This window comes from Pseudomonas sp. PD9R, assembly GCF_019200975.1.
In the GTDB taxonomy this organism is placed as follows: Bacteria; Pseudomonadota; Gammaproteobacteria; order Pseudomonadales; family Pseudomonadaceae; genus Aquipseudomonas.
Genome location: NZ_JAHTMR010000002.1, coordinates 61,702 through 80,370 on the forward strand (window position 1 = coordinate 61,702; position 18,669 = coordinate 80,370).

Below are 18,669 nucleotides of genomic sequence, written 5' to 3' on the forward strand. Positions count from 1 at the left end.
CAAGAGGGTTTGTAAATGATTGAGCACATGACCTGCGACGAGCGCTTCATCGCCCTGGCGCAGGAGTTCGGGTATGACATCTATGGCGAAAACACTGCAGGCGGGCATTATGCGCCGCTGATCCGCCACCACGATGAGCTGTATATCAGCGGGCTGGTGCCGCGCATGAACGGTAAAATTCACTACCCTGGCCGAGTCGGACTCGACCTCAGCATGGCCGATGCGCAAGCCGCCGCCAGCATCAGCGCGATGCGCGGCTTGGCGCTGATCGTCGATGCCATTGGTTCACTGGACAAGATCAAGTCACTGATTCGGGTAACAGTGTATGTGAAGTCCACCGCAGACTTTGTCGACCTCAGCGAAGTGGCCAACGGTGCCTCGGATGTCTTCAGTCATGTATTGGGGGATGCCGGGAAACATACGCGTACAACCATCGGTGTTTATCAATTGCCAAAAAACGCGGCGATAGAAGTCGATATGATCGCGGCACTGCGTCCATCAGCGTTATAAGTAAATCGCTTGGCTTTACAGCGCTGAACCGTTCACATAAGGTTCAGCGTTCATGTTTATAAAATAAGAAGGAACGTGCGAATGGATAACTTTCAAGGTGCGTTTTTTTCATATAAGGATTTTCGTCAGAGTTTGCATCATCAGCCAACAAGTCCAAAGGTTTGGAAGGGCGCGGAACTGGCGGGACTACCCCAGGCACTGGAGGCCAGTGAGGTCGATATCGTTGCGTTAGCCCACGACAAGAATATCGAAGGCTGCGAAGTGACACCCGGCATGGCGATCGCCATGCAATGGCTGAAGCCGGGTGTAGTACTCAATGGGCACGCCCATTCCTGGTGGCATCTGTTTGTCATCCAGTCCGGCAACGGTTTGTTGACCCTGGGTGATGCCGATGAGGTCAACGTCAGCAGCGGCGACGTGTTGCTGGTCCCGGCCTGGACCAGGCACGGCTTCGTCAACACCAGCGTGGATACGCCACTGGCCATGCTGAACATGAGCAACATGCCGCAAATGGCGCTGCTCTCGAATTTCGCCGACAGCCACGGGCTGATCACCACCCCGGCATAACCCCTCCATTTTCCCCTCAAGGGAGCCAGCATTCGCTGGCTCCCTTTTGTTTTTTTGGCGTTTTGCGGGGCAATCACCTGACCACCGGCAGACCAAAAAACAACTTTCTGTATCGATTGAAACAAGCAAATTCTGTATCTATCCAGCCTCGAATCAACTTACTACGATCACTTCCAATGCAGGTTAATCATGCAGCCATTGCAATGGAGTGTTCTATGGAAAACAACAAGCTCAAACTTTATGTGGGTGCGGACTTTGTCAGTGCCTTTGCGATGTCGGCTTTTGTAGCGCTCAAGGAAAAGCAACTTTCGTTTGAATTTATCACCCTGAATTTAAAAGCTCGGCAGAACTATCAGGCCAGTTATCGTGATGTTTCGCTGACCTGCAAGATTCCAACATTAGTTCACGAAGGTTTTGCGCTGTCGGAATCATCGGCCATCGCCGAATACCTCGACGAACTCACGCCAGGGCATAACAGGCTCTTCCCACAGGACATCAAGCAACGCGCCCGTGCCCGTCAACTGCAGGCCTGGTTGCGCAGTGATTTGCTGGTTGTGCGCAAAGAGCGCCCGTTTGATCTCGTGTACTTCGGCAAAAAGGACACTGCGCTGTCCGATGACGCCCGTGCGGCGGTCGAGCGTTTGTTTTTTGTCGCGGATCGCTTGCTGCCAGAGGGTGCCGAGCATCTGTTCGGTGACTGGAGCATCGCCGACACCGACCTGGCCATCATGCTCAACCGGCTGGTCGCCAATGGCGATCAGGTGCCTGCGCGGCTGGCGGCGTATGTCCGTCGGCAGTGGGATCGCGACAGCGTTCGGGCATGGATGGACATAGAGCGCGTAGCGCCAGCCATCCAGTCATAACGGCCAGCACACATCGGGAGCACTGCCATGCAGGGAATGTCGGAGCAGGAAAAATATAAACCCTATAACTCACGCACCATCCGCGAGACACCGTACTGGCATAAGCTGACGCCCGCGTTGCAGGAGGCCATGACCGTCGTGGCTCGGGTCATGCCATTTCGCACCAACGAATACGTTCTTGGGACGCTGATCGATTGGAGCAACATTCCGGACGATCCGATTTTCCGCATGACCTTTCCTCACAAGGACATGTTGCTACCGGAAGAATATGCGTCACTCAAGTATCTGATTGACCAGGACGACAGCGCCGCCATCAAGCGCCGGATCGAGGCAATCTGGCTGCGGATGAACCCACACCCGGCAGGCCAGTTGACGCACAACGGCGTGACCCTCGACGGAAAAATCCTGGCGGGCATTCAGCACAAGTACCGCGAGACCGTGTTGTTTTTCCCCGGTGCCGGTCAGACCTGTCACGCGTATTGCACCTTCTGTTTCCGCTGGGCGCAGTTCATTGGCGAAGAAGAACTCAAGTTCAACGCCCGTGAATCCCAGGAGCTGGTGAGTTACTTGCGGGTGCACACCGAAGTCACCGATGTGCTGATCACCGGGGGCGACCCGCTGATCATGAACACGCGCTCGCTGGCGGGTTACGTCGAACCGTTGCTGGAGCTGCCACACCTGCAAAACATCCGCATCGGCACCAAATCCGTGGCGTATTGGCCGCAGCGGTTTGTCAGTGACAAGGATGCACCCGAGCTGCTGGAACTGTTTAAGCGCATCGTCGCGGCAGGGAAAAATCTGTCGATCATGGGCCACTACAACCACCCGGTTGAGATTCGCCAGAACATCGCCCGGCAGGCGGTCGAGTGCATTCGTTCCACCGGCGCGACCCTGCGCATGCAGGCGCCCGTGATCCGCCACATCAACGAAAACCCGGCCGATTGGGCGGCGTTGTGGACCGAAGGCGTGCGGCTGGGGGCGGTGCCTTATTACATGTTCGTCGAACGCGACACCGGCCCCAGCCACTATTTCGCGATGCCATTGGCCCGGGCATTCGAGATCTTTCAGGCGGCGTATCGCACGGTGTCCGGGCTGGCGCGTACGGTGCGCGGTCCGTCCATGAGCACCTTCTACGGCAAGGTCTTGATCAACGGCATCGAGACCGTCGCCGGGGAAAAAGTCTTCGTCTTGCAGTTCCTCCAGGCGCGCAATCCGCAATGGGTGTTGCGCACTTTCTATGCACGCTTCGACCCTCACGTGACCTGGTTCGATGACTTGCGCCCAGCCTTCGGCGAGCGTGCATTTTTCTTTCAGACCGAGACCGTCGCAACGCCGGAATTGATACCGGTGCTGCTGCAAACGGCGTAGGACAATTCACAGGAGTAGGGACATGAGCGGTATTCCATTTGATCAACGCGAAGGAAGGATCTGGCTGGACGGCGAGTTCGTCGAGTGGTCCGAGGCGCGCCTGCATGTGCTGACTCACGGCCTGCATTACGCAGGCACGGTGTACGAAGGCGAGCGCGTGTACAACGGCAAGATCTTTAAATTGCGCGAACACAGCGAGCGGCTGTATCGCTCGGCACAGTTGATGGATTTCGCCATCCCATTTGAGCTTGAGGAACTGGAGGCGGCCAGTTATGAACTGCTGCAGCGTAACAATGTGGTCGACGGTTACCTGCGGCCGGTGGCCTGGCGCGGCAGCGAGATGATATCCACCTCGGCGCGTTTCAACCGCGTACACGTGGCGATCGCCTGCTGGCAATGGCCGAGCTATTTCGACCCGGCGGCGCGGATGGCCGGCATCCGCTTGAAAACCGCCACGTGGCGTCGTCCGCCACCGAACAGCAGCCCCTTCGAAGCCAAGGCCTCCGGGCATTACCAGATCGCCACGCTGAGCAAGCACGACGCGGAAAACTACGGCTATCACGATGCGTTGATGCTCGACTGGCGCGGCCATGTCGCCGAAGCCACCAGCGCCAATGTGTTCTTCGCCAAAGGTCGGACTTTGTACACGCCTGTGCCGGATTGTTTTCTCAACGGCATTACCCGGCAGACCGTCATCGAACTGGCCAGGGCCCTGGATTACCAGGTGATCGAAACAACGATTTTGCCTACGCAACTGGGCGACTTTGACGAGTGTTTTCTGACGGGCACCGCCGCTGAAATCACGCCCGTGCAGAGCATCGATGAGCAGCACTATCGACCGGGCAACGCCTGCGCCGAGTTGATTGCCGCCTACACCTCAACCGTAAACGCCGGATAAACAGCCAGGAATCTCACCATGCCAGATCAAGGGATTGTTGCCTCTAAACCTTACGTATCACTGGGCCATCGCCATGAAGAATTGTCGGTGCGAGGCTGGACGGTGCTGACACCAGGGGAATTTTCCCACGACGTAGTCCGCACATTGCACGAGTTCGGCCCGGTCATTCCGCAGTTCAATGGGCAGATGGCTTTTGCCATTACTCGCAAGCCGGGTTATGAGGATTTGCCGTATTCCCAAAGCATGAACGGCATAGGCCCGCACACCGAAGCACCAGTCTATGGACCGCCGCCACGCTACCTCGCGCTGCATTGCCATAAACAGGCCGCCTGCGGGGGCGGGCATACGGGGCTGGTGGATGGTTATGAGTTTTTGAAATCCCTTGAGCACAGCGAACCAGAACTGCGCGAATGGCTGGATGACACGCCGGTGGAGTTCGTCGCCACGGCCAAACCCGGCGAGCCCGGGCAACGTCGGGTCAAGGAATACATCCTGACGCCTACAGAAGACGGGGATATTTTCCGCTTCAGCTACAACCAGTTTCACTACGGCGATGTGAATCCGTCGAAGGAAGCCTTGCAGCAATCCCAAGTCGCCAACAGCACTTCACCCCTGGCCAGGTTTGCCGTGCTTGGTGAAGCGTTCTTCGTCGAGCACAACATTCCGGTGCTGATACCCGACGGATGCATGCTGATTTGGGACAACTGGCGAATGATTCATGCGCGCAGTCGATACACTGACCCGGCGCGCAACCTGACCCGCTATTGGCTGGCTTGAATTTTCCGTCGCCCCTAATTCAATTGGCGTACCCCGTGGCGGGTACGCGTCCTACAGGTATCGCGTCATGCAAACAGCAATCGAGATCGCCAAGGTCGATCATCAACTGATCGTGCGGCTCAATCAGGCTTGGACCAAGCGCGCCACGGTCTGCTCGCCGGACAGGGCAAACATCGACGAAGTGTTCGACCCGGCGCGCCCGGATTACCCGGAGTGCATGGTGCCGTTTTTCCACCATCCGACATTCCAGGCCTTGAGTGAAGAACTCAAAAGCAGCGTGGTGACCTGGGGCTGGATCGGCTACAACCTGCGCACCGTGACCGCCGAAGAACATATCGTCAATCCGGCGCTTAGCGTCATTGCCAATCAATACCTGGGCAAGGACGACTGGCATTTTCGCGAGGCTATGCAACAAACGCTGATCGACGAGCACTACCACACGCTCATGCACCTGCGGGCGATCGAGCGGACCAAGCTTGAGCGGGCGCTCGATCAGGATCTGGATTTGCCGCCGTCAGTCACTTATCTGCGACTGATCGCCTTGCGTGAAACGCTGACCGAGCAGTGGCAGCGGGATTTGGCTGCGATCACCTTTGCTGTAGTGGCCGAAATCAGCGTCAACGCTTATCTGGACTTGCTGGCAGACGATCAAACGATTCAACCGCAAAACCGGCGCGTGGCCGATCAGCACAACCGCGACGAATACGCCCATAGCAAGGTGCTGGCCGAAGTGGCCAAGGTCATGTACGCGAACATGCAACCGGCCCAGCGGGAATTTTTCGCACGTAACTTGTCGGTGGCGCTGAGTGCCTTTATCGCCCAGGACTACTCGATGTGGGAGGCGATTCTGACGCAGCTGGGGGTCGAGGAGGCGGCGCTGATCATTGCCGACACCCGTGAGAACAACAAGAACGCGACGATCATGCGCGACTACAGCGGCCTGCATCGTCTGGCGCAGGACCTGGGCATCAGCGAGCAGATCGATTTCGATTTTCGTCCGACCCTCAAAGCCACCGCAGCGGCCTGAACCAGGAGGTGCGTATGTCCGTTCCTGTGTATGAAGTGTTCGCGATTCGTGTCGGCGCCAATGCCCAGCGCACTGCCAAAGAGAATTTTCTTTACGACGCCTGCTGTGGTGATCCGAATGCGTCGATGCCGCTGGATTACTACTTCTGGGTCATTCGTAACGGGCAGCAGGTGATCGTGGTCGACACCTGCTTTCAACCGGCCACGGCTGATCGACGCAACCGTCAGATGTATCGCCTGCCGGAAGAATCGCTGCGCCAACTGGACATCGATCCTGCGCAGGTCGAGCACCTGATCCTCACGCATCTGCATTGGGATCATGCCGGCAATCTGGGGCTGTTTCCGGGAGCGACGGTGCATCTGCAAGAGGCAGAATTGCGCTTTTGCACCGGGCCGAAAATGGCCCATCGCACAGTCAACAAAACCTACGAAGTCGAGGACGTGATGTCGGCGTTGCCGCCGTTGTTCGAAGGGCGGATGCGCTTGCACAAGGGCACCGTCGAGGTGAAGCCGGGTGTCACGCTGCATCCGGTGGGCGGGCATACACCCGGCAGCCAGGTGGTTCGGGTGAACACCGCGCGCGGCTGGATTGTGTTGGCCTCCGACGCCGCACATTTGTGGATGAATATCCGCCAGCGCAGCCCGTTTCCGATTCTGGATGATCTGGCGCAGACACTTGAAGCGTTCATCGAAATCGATCGCCTGGCCGACAGCGAAGACCACGTGATCCCCGGCCACGACCCACTGATCGCCGAACGCTTCCCCCACTGGTACGACGACCCGCACATCATCTGTCTGCACCAAACACCCCGCTAAACCACTGTAGGAGCTGCCGCAGGCTGCGATCTTTTGATGTTGATTTTTTAAGATCAAAAGACCGCAGCCTGCGGCAGCTCCTACAGGGAATGTGGTTAGCCCTGGTTTTTGAGGATTTGGCCCAAGGTCGCCACAGCTTCATCAATCCTCGGCGAATACGGGGCCCCGCAGCCAATGCGCACAAAGTGATTAAAACGCTTGGCATTGGAAAAGATATCCCCAGGTGAAATCTGGATGCCGACCTTCAACGCCTCATGGAAAAACGCCATGGACGAATGCTCACGCGGCAGTTCTACCCACAGCAACGTCCCGCCCTGCGGGTTGGTCACGCCAGTGCCTGCGGGAAAGTAGCGAGTAATCGCCGCGCTCATCTGCTGGCGCTGCTGCGTCAGGGTTTTCCTCAATCGCCGTAGGTAACGTTCGTAGGACGGTGTCCCCATGAACGCACTGACGGCTAATTGCGACAACGCTTCGCAACCACGGGACTGGGTGTGCTTGAGCATTTCCACGCGGTCGTGCCATTTGCCTGCGCTGATCCAGCCCAGGCGCATGCCCGGTGCGAGGGTTTTGTTCAGCGAGGCGCAATAGATCAGGTTGCCCGTGCGGTCCCAGTGTTTGAGCGTCGACAACGGTTGCTCGGTGTCCACCAGGTCGCCGTAGGTGTCGTCTTCAATCAGTACCGTGTTGTATTCGGTGCATAGCTGTACCAGCCGCGCCTTGTTGGCGTCGGGCATGATGCTGCCCAACGGGTTGTGCAGATTGGGAATGACGATCAGCGCCTTGATTCGTTCAGGACCTTGCAGCAGTTGTTCGAGGGCTAGCAGATTGATGCCGCTGCGTGTCGAGGCCGGGACTTCCAGCACTCGCAGGTTCAGGCTTTCAAGAATTTGCAGCAGGCCGTAAAAGGTCGGCGATTCCACTGCCACCGCGTCGCCGGGGCGGGTGACTGCGCGCAAGGCCAGGTTGATCGCTTCGGTGGCGCCGTTGGTGATGACGATACGATCGGCTGTGAGGTGGGCCTTGGCGGTCAGCGCCCGTCGGGCAAGGATGTTGCGCAGCGCGCTGTTGCCACTGGTCGAACCCGCCGCACCGAAGAGGTGCTGATCGTGGCGCAGCGCCTTGATCATGTTGTCTTGCAGGGTTTTCAGTGGGTACAGCTCCGGGGCGCAATAGGCGCTGGCGAAATTGACCTTGATCGTCGCCCGCTGACTGGCCTTGAGCACCGAGGACACCTGTTCATGGATGCCGACGTAGACTCCGGTATCCAGCAGCGGGGGCAGGGTGGCCGGAACGGGTTTGGCCGGTGTATCGGGCTGGCGAATGTAGTTGCCCGAACGTGGCCGGGCTTCCAGTACGCCACAGTCTTCCAGCTCGCGGCACACCTGCACCGCAGTCGACAGGCTGACGGCGTGTTTTTCCATCATCAATCGAATCGAGGGAAAGCGTTCACCGGTTTTCAGGGTGCCGCTGCGGATGGCGTCCAGGTAATGGTTGGCCAACTGACGGTAGAGGGGCGTCGTGTTCATGATGACCTCAGCAATCGCACCACCGAGGTCTTGGGCTGGAAAGTGAGTTGACGCTCCCCGCAGGCGGACCCGTGGTGCTGAAGGGTTAGGGAAGTGTTTCTGGCGTCGATACTGGAAGAGTAATCGCGGTTTGAGGGGAATCACGGGCAATAAAAAGCCCCGCACGATGGCGGGGCTCATTTGTGAGGCGGTGAGGCCTCTGTGGCGAGGGAGCTTGCTCCCGCTTGAGTGCGCAGCACTCACAAAAAATCTATATGTGTACTTGGATTTTTGGGGCCGCTACGCAGCCCGACGCGAGCAAGCTCGCTCGCCACAGGGGTTTGCTTTACTGCGCGGCGATGCTGTAGCCGTCGAACGCGGTTTGTTGCTGCAGGGCGGTAATGATGTTCTTGCGATTGGTCGCCTGTTCGGCGCCGGTGTTGTCGAGGAACGTCTCGCTTTCCAGCTCCGCCTCATCGCCTTCGCCGACAAAGGTGAAACCGAGGAATTCCAGGGCCTCGCGGTCGACGTTCAAGCGCGAACGCGGAGTGCGCAGCGGCAAGGTGACGCTCATGCCGTCCTTGCTGATGGTAAACACTTCGACGTCTTTCTTGACCCGTGCCGCCTTGCTCTTGCCGCTGCTCGGGTTGCTGATGGCCTGGTGCGTCTGGTTCAGCACCTTCAACGCCAAGCCATAAACGATTTCCTGAAACGCCGGGTCGTCTTTGAAGCTGGAGAGAATGCGGCTGATCGAAAATTTGCTGCTCAGGTCTTCCAGGGCCGAAATGTCGGCCGCTTCGGCGTCCTTGAGTTGCTTGAGTTCGCCCATCAGTGCGTAGGCTTTATCGTCGTCGAAGCTGTCGTGGGCCTGACGAATCGCGGTGCGCAGTTCGCGGATCTGGTCGCTTTCACGGGTGGACTGGAAAGCGTCCAGGACCATCTCGCTGATGGTTTTGGCCTGGGACACGTGTTGTGAAAGATTGATGGAGTTTTCGTATTCCGCTTTGGACGACAAGGTGACTACGGATTCAGCGGTGTTGGAATCGGACATTGAAATTTCACTACTTTTTTAACTTGAATTGGGGCGAGAAAGCTCGGGGGCTTTTTCAGGCTGACTAATCTATTGGACCGCGGCGACGTTGTCACGGCCCAACAGGCGAGCGGACAAAGCAAACCCTGCTTAAAAATCATAATCAAAAGATCGCAGCCTTCGGCAGCTCCTACAGGGGGCGCATGCAGGTGCTGCCGAAGGCTGCGATCTTTTGATTATGAAAATAAAAAGCCCCGTCACCAGGACAGGGCTTTTCACTTGAAGGTTTTTACGTTTACGGATGCAGCAACCTCTGCGCCCGTTTATCGGCCAAATGTTGCACCACCAACCGTCCGATCAACACCAGCAACGTCAGCGAAATCAGCAACACCGAAATCGCCGCGACGCTCGGGTCAACGTTATCGCGCAGACCGCTCCAAATGCGCTTCGGCAGGGTGTCGACGTTGACGCTGGTGATAAACAGCGTCACCGCCACTTCTTCCCACGACAGGGCAAAACCCAGCAGCGCAGTGGAAGCCAAACCCAGCTTCAGGTTCGGCAAAATCACCATGAACGTGGTCTGCATCAGGCTGGCACCGAGGTTGCGCGAGGCCAGTTCAATGCGCCGGTCTATCTGGCTGAGCGCGACCAGCATGGTCACCACGCCGTACGGCACTACCATGATCACGTGGGCAATCACAACGCCAGTCAGGGTGTCGTAACCCATACCCGGTGCGTAACGGCCGAGTTTGGTTTCCATGAAGTACAGCACCAGCGCGGAGATCACCGGCGGAATCGCCATCGGCAGCAGCACCAGGCCGATCAGCGCCGTGGCCAGCTTCGAGCGCATGTACCAGATGCCCAGGCTGAAACTGGCGGCCAGCAGCGTAGCGATGATGCTGGTGGCGAAGGCGATGGTCAGGCTCTGGCTGATGGCATGGAACCAGTCCGGATTGCTGATCAGCGCCTCGTAGTGACGCAGCGACCAGTTGCCTTCCGGCATCGACAGGAAGCGTTTGCTGGTGAACGACACCGGAATGACCGTCAGCAGCGGGAACAGCATAAAGGCCATGGCGACCACGGCCAGCAGCCGGGTACTCAGGCTCGTGCGATGAGTATTCATAATTTCCTCAGCCTACCAGTCGGTTCACGCGGGTCATTTTCAGCAACACCCAGATCAACGCGCTGACCAGGGCCAGCAGCACCACGCTGAGCGCCGCCCCAAGACCCCAGTTGCTGGTCTGGAACATTTGCAGGAACACGTACTCGGCGATCATCACCGTTTGCCCGCCACCCAACAGCACCGGGGTGATGAAGAAGCCCAGGCAGAACACGAAGACCATGATGAACGCGCCCAACATGCCCGGCAGGGTCTGCGGCAGCAGCACTTGCCAGAAGGTGCGCAAGGCACCGGCACCCAGGCCGCGTGAGGCCATGAGAATGCGCTGGTCCAGCTGGCGCATGCTCGACAGCAGCGGGAACACCGCGTACGGGATCATCACGTGGAGCATGCCGATGACCACCCCGATCTCGTTTCGGCTCAGTTGCAGGGGCTGATCGATCAGGCCCATGCCCATCAAGCCGTTATTGAGCACACCGTTGCTGCGCAGGGCGATCAACCAGCCGAAGGCCCGGACCAGCACGGAAATCCAGAACGGAATGAAGATGCAGATCTCCACCACGCGCTGCCAGAACGGCGGGCTGAACACCCAGCAGTACGCCAGCAGATAACCGATCAACAAGGCCAGGCAGCTGACAGTCAGGCACAGACGCAAGGTGCGCCAGAGCATCTCGTGGATCGCCGGGTCCGTGGCGATGCGCTGGTACTGCTCGATACCTGGCGTTGGCAGCGAGAAGCTCCAGCCGACCACGCCAAGAAACGGCAGCACGTAGAAAATCAGCAGCAACACCGGCAGCGGAAACAGCAGCAAACCGCGCTCAAGCCCGGGCGAGCTGAAGCGTGGCTTGGGTTTGCTGAGGGTTGAGGTCAGGGTCGTAGTCATGGTCAAAGGCTCACTTGGACAACCGCGTCAGATACTCTTCCAAGGCTTTCGAGTAGTTATCGGCGTACCACTGGGCATTGAGGGCGATCTGTTTTTTCAGGTTCGCTTCAGAGCCGCAGTTAGCTTCCAGTTGCTTGGCCGACATCAATTTTTCCGTGGCGCTGTTCGACGGCCCGTTGCCCAGCAACTCAAACAGTTTGAGCTGGCCTTCGGGTTGCAGCGCGTGCTGGATGAACTGCATCGCCGGTTGTGTGCCGGCCGGGTTGCCGGTCAGCACCGCCCAACTGCTGGAGTTGATGAAGCCGTTGTCGAAGCTCCAGCGCACGCGATTGTCGGTGTCTTCGCTGAGCAGCTTGGCGCGGGTGTGCCAGATCGCACCGACCGACACTTCGCCGTCGACCATCAGTTGCTGGCTCTCGGCACCCGAACTCCAGAACGACAGCACGTGGGGTTTGATCTCGTCGATCTTTTTCATCGCCCGTGGCACGTCCAGCGGGTAGAGCTGATCGGCCGGTACGCCGTCAGCCAGCAACGCCGCTTCGAGCATGCCGTTCATCCACTTGTACAGCGTGCGCTTGCCGGGGAATTTCTTCACATCCCAGAAATCGGCCCAGGTCTTCGGCCCGTTGTCGCCGAACTTGGCGCTGTCCCAGGCCATGACATAGCTGAACTGGTAGCTGGCGATGCCGAAATCGGAAGCGAGCGACGGGGCAACCTGATCGCGCTTGATCACGCTGTAATCGAGCGGTTGCAGGATTTTTTCGCGGCCCAGCACGAGGGCGCTGTAGCTCTCGACATCGACCACGTCCCAGCTTGGCTGACCGCTGGCCAGTTGCGAGCGGATCGCGCCTTCGGTCGGGCCGGCGCCGTCGATGCGCACCTGGATGCCGGTGTTCTTGGTGAAGGTGTCGGTCCACGCCGAGCGGAACGCATTCAGGGCATCGCCACCCCAGTTGACCACCACCAGCGGCTTGTCCGCCGACCAACTGATGCCGCTGCGCAGCGCCAGTGGCACCGCCGCCAGCAGGCCCATGGCCTGGATGAAGGTGCGGCGGTTGATCTGGCCGTCGCGGGCCTTTTCGATAAGCACTTCGATGCAGTCTTGTTGGTGATCCTGGCGCATGGGCAAGTCCTCAGTCGGCGGGTGCCTGCGTGGGCACCGGCCTTTTTGTTGTCATTGGAAGAGAGCTTTGTGACGCAATTTTTTATGGTGTCAGGCCTGCAACAGGAAGCTTTGCTGTACCGGCCAGCTCAGCCACACCGGCGCACCGCTGGGCATCAGCGCGCCAGGGTGATTGCCGGGCACGGACAGGTTGATCGGCAGGGTATCGCCGCCAACCTTGAGCGCCAGATGGGTGCTGGAACCCTGATAGACCTTGTCGGTGAGTTGTGCGGGCATCACGTTGTAGCCGTCCCGGGTCGGGCACTCGCTGTGCAGTTCCATGTGCTCGGGGCGCACGGCCAGCACGATCGGTGCATTGCTCAAGGCGTTCGGGGCCAAGGCGTGCAGGACGCTGGTACCACAGCGACCGCTGGCGGTTTGGCCGTTGCGGGCCAGGTTGTCGAGCGGGAACAGGTTCATCTTGCCGAGGAATTCGGCGACGAAGCGGCTCTCGGGGCGGTTGTAGATGTTTTCCGGGGTATCGACCTGGGTCAGCTTGCCGTGATTGAAAATCGCGATGCGCGACGACAGCGCCAAGGCTTCGTTCTGGTCGTGGGTGACGAAAACGAAACTGGTGCCGACCTGACGGTGGATGCGTTGCAGCTCGGTTTGCAGCTGTTCGCGCAGGTTTTTGTCCAGCGCCGACAGCGGCTCATCGAGCAGCAGCAGTTCCGGTTCGAACACCAGCGCTCGGGCAATCGCCACGCGCTGTTGCTGACCGCCCGACAGTTCGGAAGGCTTCTTGTGCATGTGCGCACCGAGGCCGACCACTTCAAGGATGTGCTTGACCCGACGCTGGCGCTCGTCGGCTGCGACTTTGCGGATGCGCAGCGGGTAGGCCACGTTGTCCGCCACGCTCATGTGCGGGAACAGCGCATAACCCTGGAACACCATGCCGTAGTTCCGCTTCTCGGCGGAGCGCTTGATGATGTCGACGCCTTGCTCCATCAGCTTGCCCGACGTCGGGCTGAGGAAACCGGCCAGGATCATCAGCAAGGTGGTTTTGCCCGAGCCGGAGGGACCCAGCAGGGTAAGGAATTCGCCTTGGCGAACGTCAAGATCGACGTTATCCAGCGCCGCGAAACGACCGTAATACTGGCTGATACCTTGTGCGCTGAGCTGAATCGCTGAACGGCTGGACACTATGGAGTTCCTCTTTTTATTGCCCATAAAACGTACGAGGACGGATGCGAATCCGAAATGGGCTTTGGGCTTATTATTGTTAAAAATATCGCTACATCAATGGAATTATTTTGCTGGTATTGGTTAGTTTTATTACTCAATTCGATTGTGTTTTTCACACTGCCTCAGAGCCTTGAAACAGAGCCCTGACCTGTAGGAGCGAGCCTGCTCGCGATAGCAATTTTTCAGGCAGCATGAATGTTGAATGTGATGGCCTCATCGCGAGCAGGCTCGCTCCTACAGGGGGTGTGTCACAGGGTTTAAAGGGTGTCTTGCCAGGTCTGATGCGACGATTGCAGCTGCGTCTTGACCCAGTTGCTGAAGGCCTGAACCACCGCGCGCTCAGCCTTCAGCGGGTCGGCGGCCAGGTAATAGCCACGGTGCAGGTCGATGGTGATGTCGAACGGACGCACCAGCAAACCCTTGGACAGGGCATCGCCGCTGATCAGGTTGTCGCCGATGGCGATACCTTGGCCGGCAATGCAGGCCGACTGCGCGCAATGCGCATCGGAAAACAGAATGCCGCTGACCGCGTTGACCCCTGAGGCGCCAGCAGCCGTCAGCCAGACGCGCCAGTCCGAGTAGTCGGTCATGTGCAGCAGCGGGTAGGTGCTGAGCTCCTGCGGGTTTTTCAACCCGCCCAATGCATTGATCAAGCGCGGGCTGCACACCGGGAAGAAGCGCAATGCGGCGATCTCTTCAACCACCATCTCCGGCCAGTCACCAATGCCATACGCAATGAACAGATCGACGTTGGAGTTGTGGGTGTCGTCCGGAGTCCGGGGCGAAATCAGCTGCAATTGCACCTGCGGGTACTGACGAAGGAACGCGCCAATGTGGTGGCACAACCAATAGGTGGCGAACCCGGGGGCACAACTTATGCACAGCCGCCCGGAAACTTCCTGGTCACCGACGAGCTGACCGGCATCGAGCAGGTTCAACAAAATGCCGTGCACCTCGCGGGCATAGCGTTCGCCTTGATAGGTCAGGCCAATGCCGCGACCGATGCGCTCGGTCAGGGCGAAACCGACGCATTCCTCCAGCTTGCTGATCTGATGGCTGATGGCACTACGGGTCAGGTTCAGTTCACGGGCGGCGACCGACACGCTGCCCAGGCGGGCAACCGCGTCCAGCGCGCGCAGGGCTGTCATCGAAGGAAAGCGCATAAATCATTCCGCTGTGGGTGGATGTGGCACATATGGTGACGTAAATTGAACAGTCAGGCCAAAAAAAATCGATTGTTGTATCGGTTGGTTCAACAATACTAGTCCAACTTGTCATCAGGTCGGTCCGGCCCTTCATCGTAGAAGTGACGCATGACCCGTTGTGCTCAGGCGCTTCGCGCTGCTGACTAAAACAACAACAATTTTTCAGGTCCCCGAAGTGCAGAACGCACCGTGGACCTTTCTACTGCCCTGAACTCAAAGGTGGCTTACATGGCTGAGTCCGACAACTTTTCTTCTACCCATTCCGTGCAAGGCACCTATGCCGATCTGATCCTGGCCAACGGTCGCATCTACACTCAGGATCCGGCGAACCCATGGGCCGAGGCCGTCGCCATCCGCGACGGCAAGTTGATCGGTGTCGCCAGCCTCGGCGAACTTGAGACGTTCAAGGGCCCGAACACTCGGGTGCATGATCTGCAAGGCGCGTTCTGCATGCCGGGCCTGCATGACATGCACACCCATCCTGATCTCGCGCTGGCTCCGCGCTACAGCGACGATCTCGACGTGGGCATCGAAGACCCGACCCCGGAACAACTGCGCGAAAGCATCCTCGCCTATGCCGACAGCCACCCGGGTGGCGGCTGGATCTACGGTCAGTACTGGGTGCGCTACACCTTCCGCGAGGCGGGTTTGACCCCAGGCCGGGCGTGGCTCGACAGCGTCATGCCGGACCGCCCGGTGGCGCTGCTCGATCGCATGTGGGGCACCATGATGGTCAACTCCAAGGCCCTGGAGCTGGCCGGCATCGACAGCCATACCGCTGACCCGCGCAACGGTTATTTTGAACGTGACGAACTGACCGGCGAACCGACCGGCCTGATGATCGACGGCGCCTACGCGATGATCCACGCCGCGATGCCGCCGACCCCGGTCAGCGTACTGCGCCGCGCCTATCGCGATGGCGTGCATTTCCAGAGTTCGCGCGGTGTCACCGCGAGCAAATACGTGCACGTCTGTGAGCAGCGTTTGCAAGCGTTGAAGGAGCTCGATGACAGCGGTGAACTGACCGTCCGCATCGAAGCCGCCATCAGTTGGCAGGACGATATTTTCCCGGTGCGTCGTCGTTGGGAATTGCTGGCCGGTGAGCGTCACTACTACCGCAGTGCGCGCTTGAGTGCCAACGCGGTGAAGTTCCATTTCGACGGAACCGTAGAGCCGAAATCTTCGTACCTGCTGACCCCGTGGCCGCAGGAAAAGAGCTGGCGCGGCAAGCTCAACCTCACGCCTGAACACATTACCGACATGGTGGTGGACATGGACCGCAAGGGTATTCGCGTGATTGCCCACTGCACCGGTGACGGCGCGTCCGATGTGTTCCTCGATGCCGTAGCCGAAGCCCGACGCCGCAATGGTTTCAGTGGCGTGCGCCACCAGTGCGCTCACAGCACCTTGCTGCACCCAGGCAACCTGCCGCGTTTCAAGGAACTGAACGTCATCGCCGAGTTTTCCCCGGCGGCCTGGTATCCGACGCCATTCGCCAGCGGCGCGCGCTCCGGTTATGGCCAGGAACGACTCAAGCGCATTTACGACTTCAAAGGCGTACTCGAAGCCGGTGGCACCGCCGTCATGGGTACCGACTGGCCGGTGGCGTCTATCGACCCTTGGCTGGCGCTGGAAACCATGGTCACCCGGCAGAACCCGTGGAACGACGACCCTGCATGCTTCGGTGATCCGATCAGCCTCGAACAGGCGTTAAACGTGATTACCAGCAACGGCGCTATCGCCATGGGCCTGGAAAAAACCACCGGCAGCCTGGAAGTCGGCAAGGCCGCGGACCTGATCGTGATCGACCGCGACCTGTTCGCTGAACCGGCGCGCAATTACATCCACAAGACTCAAGTGCTGCTGACGTTTGTCGAAGGGCAGTTGGTGTATGACCGTCATTCGACATTGGCGTCGATGGGGCTCAAAGCGGTCTGGCAGGGCGAGCCACCGGTGCTGGAGGGCAAGGCCAAATGACTTCCCCACGAATCGCCGTGACCGTTGTTTCGGGCTTTCTCGGTGCCGGTAAAACAACATTGCTCAACCGCATGGTGCGCCGTGCGGAGGGCAGCCGGTTGGCGGTTATCGTCAACGATTTCGGTGAGCTGAACATCGATGCGGCCATCGTTTCCGAAGTCACCGATGCGGTGTACAGCCTGCAAAACGGCTGTATCTGCTGCACCGTGCAAGAAGACTTGCTGGCGCAACTGGTCAGCCTGGCGCAGTTGGAGCCCCGGCTTGAACGCATCGTTATCGAGTGCAGCGGCGTGTCCGATCCGCAGCGCATCGTGCAAACCCTGGCCTACCCGCAACTGCGCAGCCAGATGCAACTGGACATGGTGATCACCGTGGTCGACGCCACCCGGCATCTGCAACTCGACGGTGAATATGCGCGCCTGGCCAGAGCCCAGGTGGCTGCCGCCGACTTGCTGCTGTTGAACAAGACCGATCTGGTTGACGAGCAGCAGTTGCAGGGCTTGCGCGATGCATTGGGCGTCAGGACTCGGGTCCATGAAAGTGTGCAGGCGCAATTGCCTGATGCGTTGTGGCTGGATACTGATCTGGACCTTGAGCCGCGAGCACAGAAACCACTGACGCGGGTTTCCGACGACGATCACAGCGAAATGTTCAGCAGTTGGTTGTGGCAAAGCAACACGGCGCTGGACGTCGATGGTTTGCGTGGTTGGTTGAAGGCGTTGCCTGCGGATGTGTTCCGGGTCAAAGGGCTGGTGGTGCTGGCGCAGGGTGGCAAGGCGCACTGGTTGCAACATGTCGGCACGCGCAGTCAGTTTCTGCCGGCCACCGATGAGGGGCAGGCCAGTGCGACGCGGTTGGTGTTTATCGCTCGCCGTGGCTTTGACGGCTGGGAAGCGTTGGGTCAGGGGCTGCAAGCCTGCACAGTGAAAGAGGCCGCTCGCCGATGAATCCGATCGAACAACGCCTGCGTGAAGAACTGGCCGCCTGTTATCGACTGGTCGCGCACTTTCGCATGACCGACCTGATTTTCACCCACATCTCGGTGCGTTTGCCGGGGCCGGAGCATCATTTCCTGATCAACCCTTATGGGCTGATGTTTGATGAGATCACGGCGTCCAACCTGGTGAAAATCGACCTCGATGGTCGGGCCGTGGAGCCGTCGCCATACCCGGTGAACCCGGCAGGTTTTGTGATTCACAGCGCGATTCACGCTGCCCGTGAAGACGCGCAATGCGTGCTGCACACTCATACCAAGTCCGGTTGCGCAGTTGCCGCGTTGAAGTGCGGTTTGTTGCCGGTAAATCAGATCTCCATGGAGTTCTACGGCCGCGTCGCGTACCACGATTACGAAGGTGTGGCGCTGGACATGAGCGAGCAGCAGCGGCTGGTGCAGGACATCGGTGATAAGCCGGTGTTGATGCTGCGCAACCATGGTTTGCTGACGGTTGGCGAGACGGTTGGCCAGGCATTCATGCGCATGTATTACCTGGAAAAGGCTTGCGACATACAGTTGGCTGCACAGGCAGCGGGTGAGTTGGTGCTGCCGCCGCATGAGGTTTGTGCGCATACCGAGCGTCAGTTCAATGACCCGGGACGGCCGCTGGAGGAGGCAGAACTCAATGACCCGGATGCCATGCAATTGGCTTGGGCGGCGTTGTTGAGATTGCTGGATCGTGTGGCGCCGGGGTATCGCGATTGAATTGACGGGCCTCTTCACGGGCAAGCCTCGCTCCTACAGGGACAGTGGTTCTCCTGTAGGAGCGAGGCTTGCCCGCGA

18 protein-coding genes are annotated in these 18,669 nt (G+C 59.0%); 11 read left to right on the plus strand and 7 right to left on the minus strand.

The genetic code is table 11. The annotated features are described in order from the left end of the window. Positions 1–15: 15 nt before the first annotated feature. From KUF73_RS04785 to KUF73_RS04820, 8 genes are all read left to right on the plus strand, one after another. Positions 16–510: a RidA family protein gene (locus KUF73_RS04785; protein ID WP_218436924.1), complete on the plus strand. Its 495-nt coding sequence runs from the start codon at positions 16–18 to the stop codon at positions 508–510. Between the two features lie 81 nt (positions 511–591). Continuing rightward, positions 592–1,077 (plus strand): cupin domain-containing protein, encoded by a 486-nt coding sequence (locus KUF73_RS04790; RefSeq protein ID WP_218436925.1) that lies wholly within the window; start codon positions 592–594, stop codon positions 1,075–1,077. A gap of 215 nt (positions 1,078–1,292) precedes the next feature. After that, a complete protein-coding gene (gene yfcF / locus KUF73_RS04795; RefSeq protein ID WP_218436926.1) occupies positions 1,293–1,940 on the plus strand; it encodes a glutathione transferase in 648 nt (215 codons plus the stop codon). Between the two features lie 27 nt (positions 1,941–1,967). Continuing rightward, a complete protein-coding gene (locus KUF73_RS04800) occupies positions 1,968–3,308 on the plus strand; it encodes a KamA family radical SAM protein (RefSeq protein WP_218436927.1) in 1,341 nt (446 codons plus the stop codon). 22 nt (positions 3,309–3,330) lie between these two features. Beyond that, positions 3,331–4,206 (plus strand): branched-chain amino acid aminotransferase, encoded by an 876-nt coding sequence (locus tag KUF73_RS04805; protein ID WP_218436928.1) that lies wholly within the window; start codon positions 3,331–3,333, stop codon positions 4,204–4,206. Between the two features lie 18 nt (positions 4,207–4,224). Beyond that, positions 4,225–4,983 carry a TauD/TfdA family dioxygenase gene (locus KUF73_RS04810; protein WP_218436929.1) on the plus strand — a complete coding sequence of 253 codons (759 nt, stop codon included), beginning with the start codon at positions 4,225–4,227 and terminating at the stop codon, positions 4,981–4,983. Positions 4,984–5,050: 67 nt separating this feature from the next. Continuing rightward, positions 5,051–6,010 (plus strand): diiron oxygenase, encoded by a 960-nt coding sequence (locus KUF73_RS04815; RefSeq protein WP_218436930.1) that lies wholly within the window; start codon positions 5,051–5,053, stop codon positions 6,008–6,010. 14 nt (positions 6,011–6,024) lie between these two features. After that, positions 6,025–6,825, plus strand: a complete 801-nt coding sequence (locus KUF73_RS04820) for an N-acyl homoserine lactonase family protein (RefSeq protein WP_218436931.1) — start codon at positions 6,025–6,027, stop codon at positions 6,823–6,825. A 95-nt stretch (positions 6,826–6,920) separates the two neighbouring features. Here KUF73_RS04820 and KUF73_RS04825 read toward each other — a convergent pair whose 3' ends face one another. The 7 genes from KUF73_RS04825 to KUF73_RS04855 all read right to left on the minus strand — a co-directional run bounded on the left by KUF73_RS04825 (position 6,921) and on the right by KUF73_RS04855 (position 14,873). After that, entirely contained in the window at positions 6,921–8,351 is a 1,431-nt protein-coding gene (locus KUF73_RS04825; protein WP_218436932.1) for a PLP-dependent aminotransferase family protein, read from the minus strand. A gap of 325 nt (positions 8,352–8,676) precedes the next feature. Beyond that, a complete protein-coding gene (locus KUF73_RS04830; protein ID WP_218436933.1) occupies positions 8,677–9,381 on the minus strand; it encodes a hypothetical protein in 705 nt (234 codons plus the stop codon). Between the two features lie 274 nt (positions 9,382–9,655). Then, positions 9,656–10,483, minus strand: a complete 828-nt coding sequence (locus KUF73_RS04835; protein WP_218436934.1) for an ABC transporter permease — start codon at positions 10,481–10,483, stop codon at positions 9,656–9,658. A 7-nt stretch (positions 10,484–10,490) separates the two neighbouring features. Continuing rightward, positions 10,491–11,363 (minus strand): ABC transporter permease, encoded by an 873-nt coding sequence (locus tag KUF73_RS04840; RefSeq protein ID WP_218436935.1) that lies wholly within the window; start codon positions 11,361–11,363, stop codon positions 10,491–10,493. Positions 11,364–11,373: 10 nt separating this feature from the next. After that, on the minus strand, positions 11,374–12,486 hold the full coding sequence (locus KUF73_RS04845) for an ABC transporter substrate-binding protein (RefSeq protein ID WP_218436936.1): 1,113 nt from the start codon (positions 12,484–12,486) through the stop codon (positions 11,374–11,376). A 90-nt stretch (positions 12,487–12,576) separates the two neighbouring features. Beyond that, on the minus strand, positions 12,577–13,668 hold the full coding sequence (locus tag KUF73_RS04850) for an ABC transporter ATP-binding protein (RefSeq protein WP_218436937.1): 1,092 nt from the start codon (positions 13,666–13,668) through the stop codon (positions 12,577–12,579). A gap of 299 nt (positions 13,669–13,967) precedes the next feature. Beyond that, complete coding sequence (locus KUF73_RS04855; RefSeq protein ID WP_218436938.1) at positions 13,968–14,873, minus strand: LysR substrate-binding domain-containing protein; 906 nt, start codon at positions 14,871–14,873, stop codon at positions 13,968–13,970. A 270-nt stretch (positions 14,874–15,143) separates the two neighbouring features. Here KUF73_RS04855 and KUF73_RS04860 point away from each other — a divergent pair, with 270 nt between their 5' ends. The 3 genes from KUF73_RS04860 to KUF73_RS04870 are packed head-to-tail and all read left to right on the plus strand — an operon-like array spanning position 15,144 to position 18,591. Further along, complete coding sequence (locus KUF73_RS04860; protein WP_218436939.1) at positions 15,144–16,892, plus strand: amidohydrolase; 1,749 nt, start codon at positions 15,144–15,146, stop codon at positions 16,890–16,892. Beyond that, positions 16,889–17,839 carry a GTP-binding protein gene (locus tag KUF73_RS04865; RefSeq protein ID WP_218436940.1) on the plus strand — a complete coding sequence of 317 codons (951 nt, stop codon included), beginning with the start codon at positions 16,889–16,891 and terminating at the stop codon, positions 17,837–17,839. The genes KUF73_RS04860 and KUF73_RS04865 overlap by 4 nt, the downstream gene beginning before the upstream one ends. Continuing rightward, positions 17,836–18,591 carry a class II aldolase/adducin family protein gene (locus tag KUF73_RS04870; protein ID WP_218436941.1) on the plus strand — a complete coding sequence of 252 codons (756 nt, stop codon included), beginning with the start codon at positions 17,836–17,838 and terminating at the stop codon, positions 18,589–18,591. The genes KUF73_RS04865 and KUF73_RS04870 overlap by 4 nt, the downstream gene beginning before the upstream one ends. The last annotated feature ends 78 nt before the right edge of the window (positions 18,592–18,669 follow it).

Excerpts from the sequence above, each read along its gene's own strand:
- KUF73_RS04810 (WP_218436929.1), top strand. The coding sequence starts at position 4,225 with ATGCCAGATCAAGGGATTGTTGCCTCTAAACCTTACGTATCACTGGGC.
- KUF73_RS04790 (WP_218436925.1), top strand. The coding sequence starts at position 592 with ATGGATAACTTTCAAGGTGCGTTTTTTTCATATAAGGATTTTCGTCAG.
- KUF73_RS04820 (WP_218436931.1), top strand. The coding sequence starts at position 6,025 with ATGTCCGTTCCTGTGTATGAAGTGTTCGCGATTCGTGTCGGCGCCAAT.
- KUF73_RS04865 (WP_218436940.1), top strand. The coding sequence starts at position 16,889 with ATGACTTCCCCACGAATCGCCGTGACCGTTGTTTCGGGCTTTCTCGGT.
- KUF73_RS04805 (WP_218436928.1), top strand. The coding sequence starts at position 3,331 with ATGAGCGGTATTCCATTTGATCAACGCGAAGGAAGGATCTGGCTGGAC.
- KUF73_RS04815 (WP_218436930.1), top strand. The coding sequence starts at position 5,051 with ATGCAAACAGCAATCGAGATCGCCAAGGTCGATCATCAACTGATCGTG.
- KUF73_RS04830 (WP_218436933.1), bottom strand. The coding sequence starts at position 9,381 with ATGTCCGATTCCAACACCGCTGAATCCGTAGTCACCTTGTCGTCCAAA.
- KUF73_RS04785 (WP_218436924.1), top strand. The coding sequence starts at position 16 with ATGATTGAGCACATGACCTGCGACGAGCGCTTCATCGCCCTGGCGCAG.
- KUF73_RS04800 (WP_218436927.1), top strand. The coding sequence starts at position 1,968 with ATGCAGGGAATGTCGGAGCAGGAAAAATATAAACCCTATAACTCACGC.
- KUF73_RS04870 (WP_218436941.1), top strand. The coding sequence starts at position 17,836 with ATGAATCCGATCGAACAACGCCTGCGTGAAGAACTGGCCGCCTGTTAT.
- KUF73_RS04855 (WP_218436938.1), bottom strand. The coding sequence starts at position 14,873 with ATGCGCTTTCCTTCGATGACAGCCCTGCGCGCGCTGGACGCGGTTGCC.
- KUF73_RS04845 (WP_218436936.1), bottom strand. The coding sequence starts at position 12,486 with ATGCGCCAGGATCACCAACAAGACTGCATCGAAGTGCTTATCGAAAAG.
- KUF73_RS04840 (WP_218436935.1), bottom strand. The coding sequence starts at position 11,363 with ATGACTACGACCCTGACCTCAACCCTCAGCAAACCCAAGCCACGCTTC.
- yfcF (WP_218436926.1), top strand. The coding sequence starts at position 1,293 with ATGGAAAACAACAAGCTCAAACTTTATGTGGGTGCGGACTTTGTCAGT.
- KUF73_RS04835 (WP_218436934.1), bottom strand. The coding sequence starts at position 10,483 with ATGAATACTCATCGCACGAGCCTGAGTACCCGGCTGCTGGCCGTGGTC.
- KUF73_RS04860 (WP_218436939.1), top strand. The coding sequence starts at position 15,144 with ATGGCTGAGTCCGACAACTTTTCTTCTACCCATTCCGTGCAAGGCACC.
- KUF73_RS04825 (WP_218436932.1), bottom strand. The coding sequence starts at position 8,351 with ATGAACACGACGCCCCTCTACCGTCAGTTGGCCAACCATTACCTGGAC.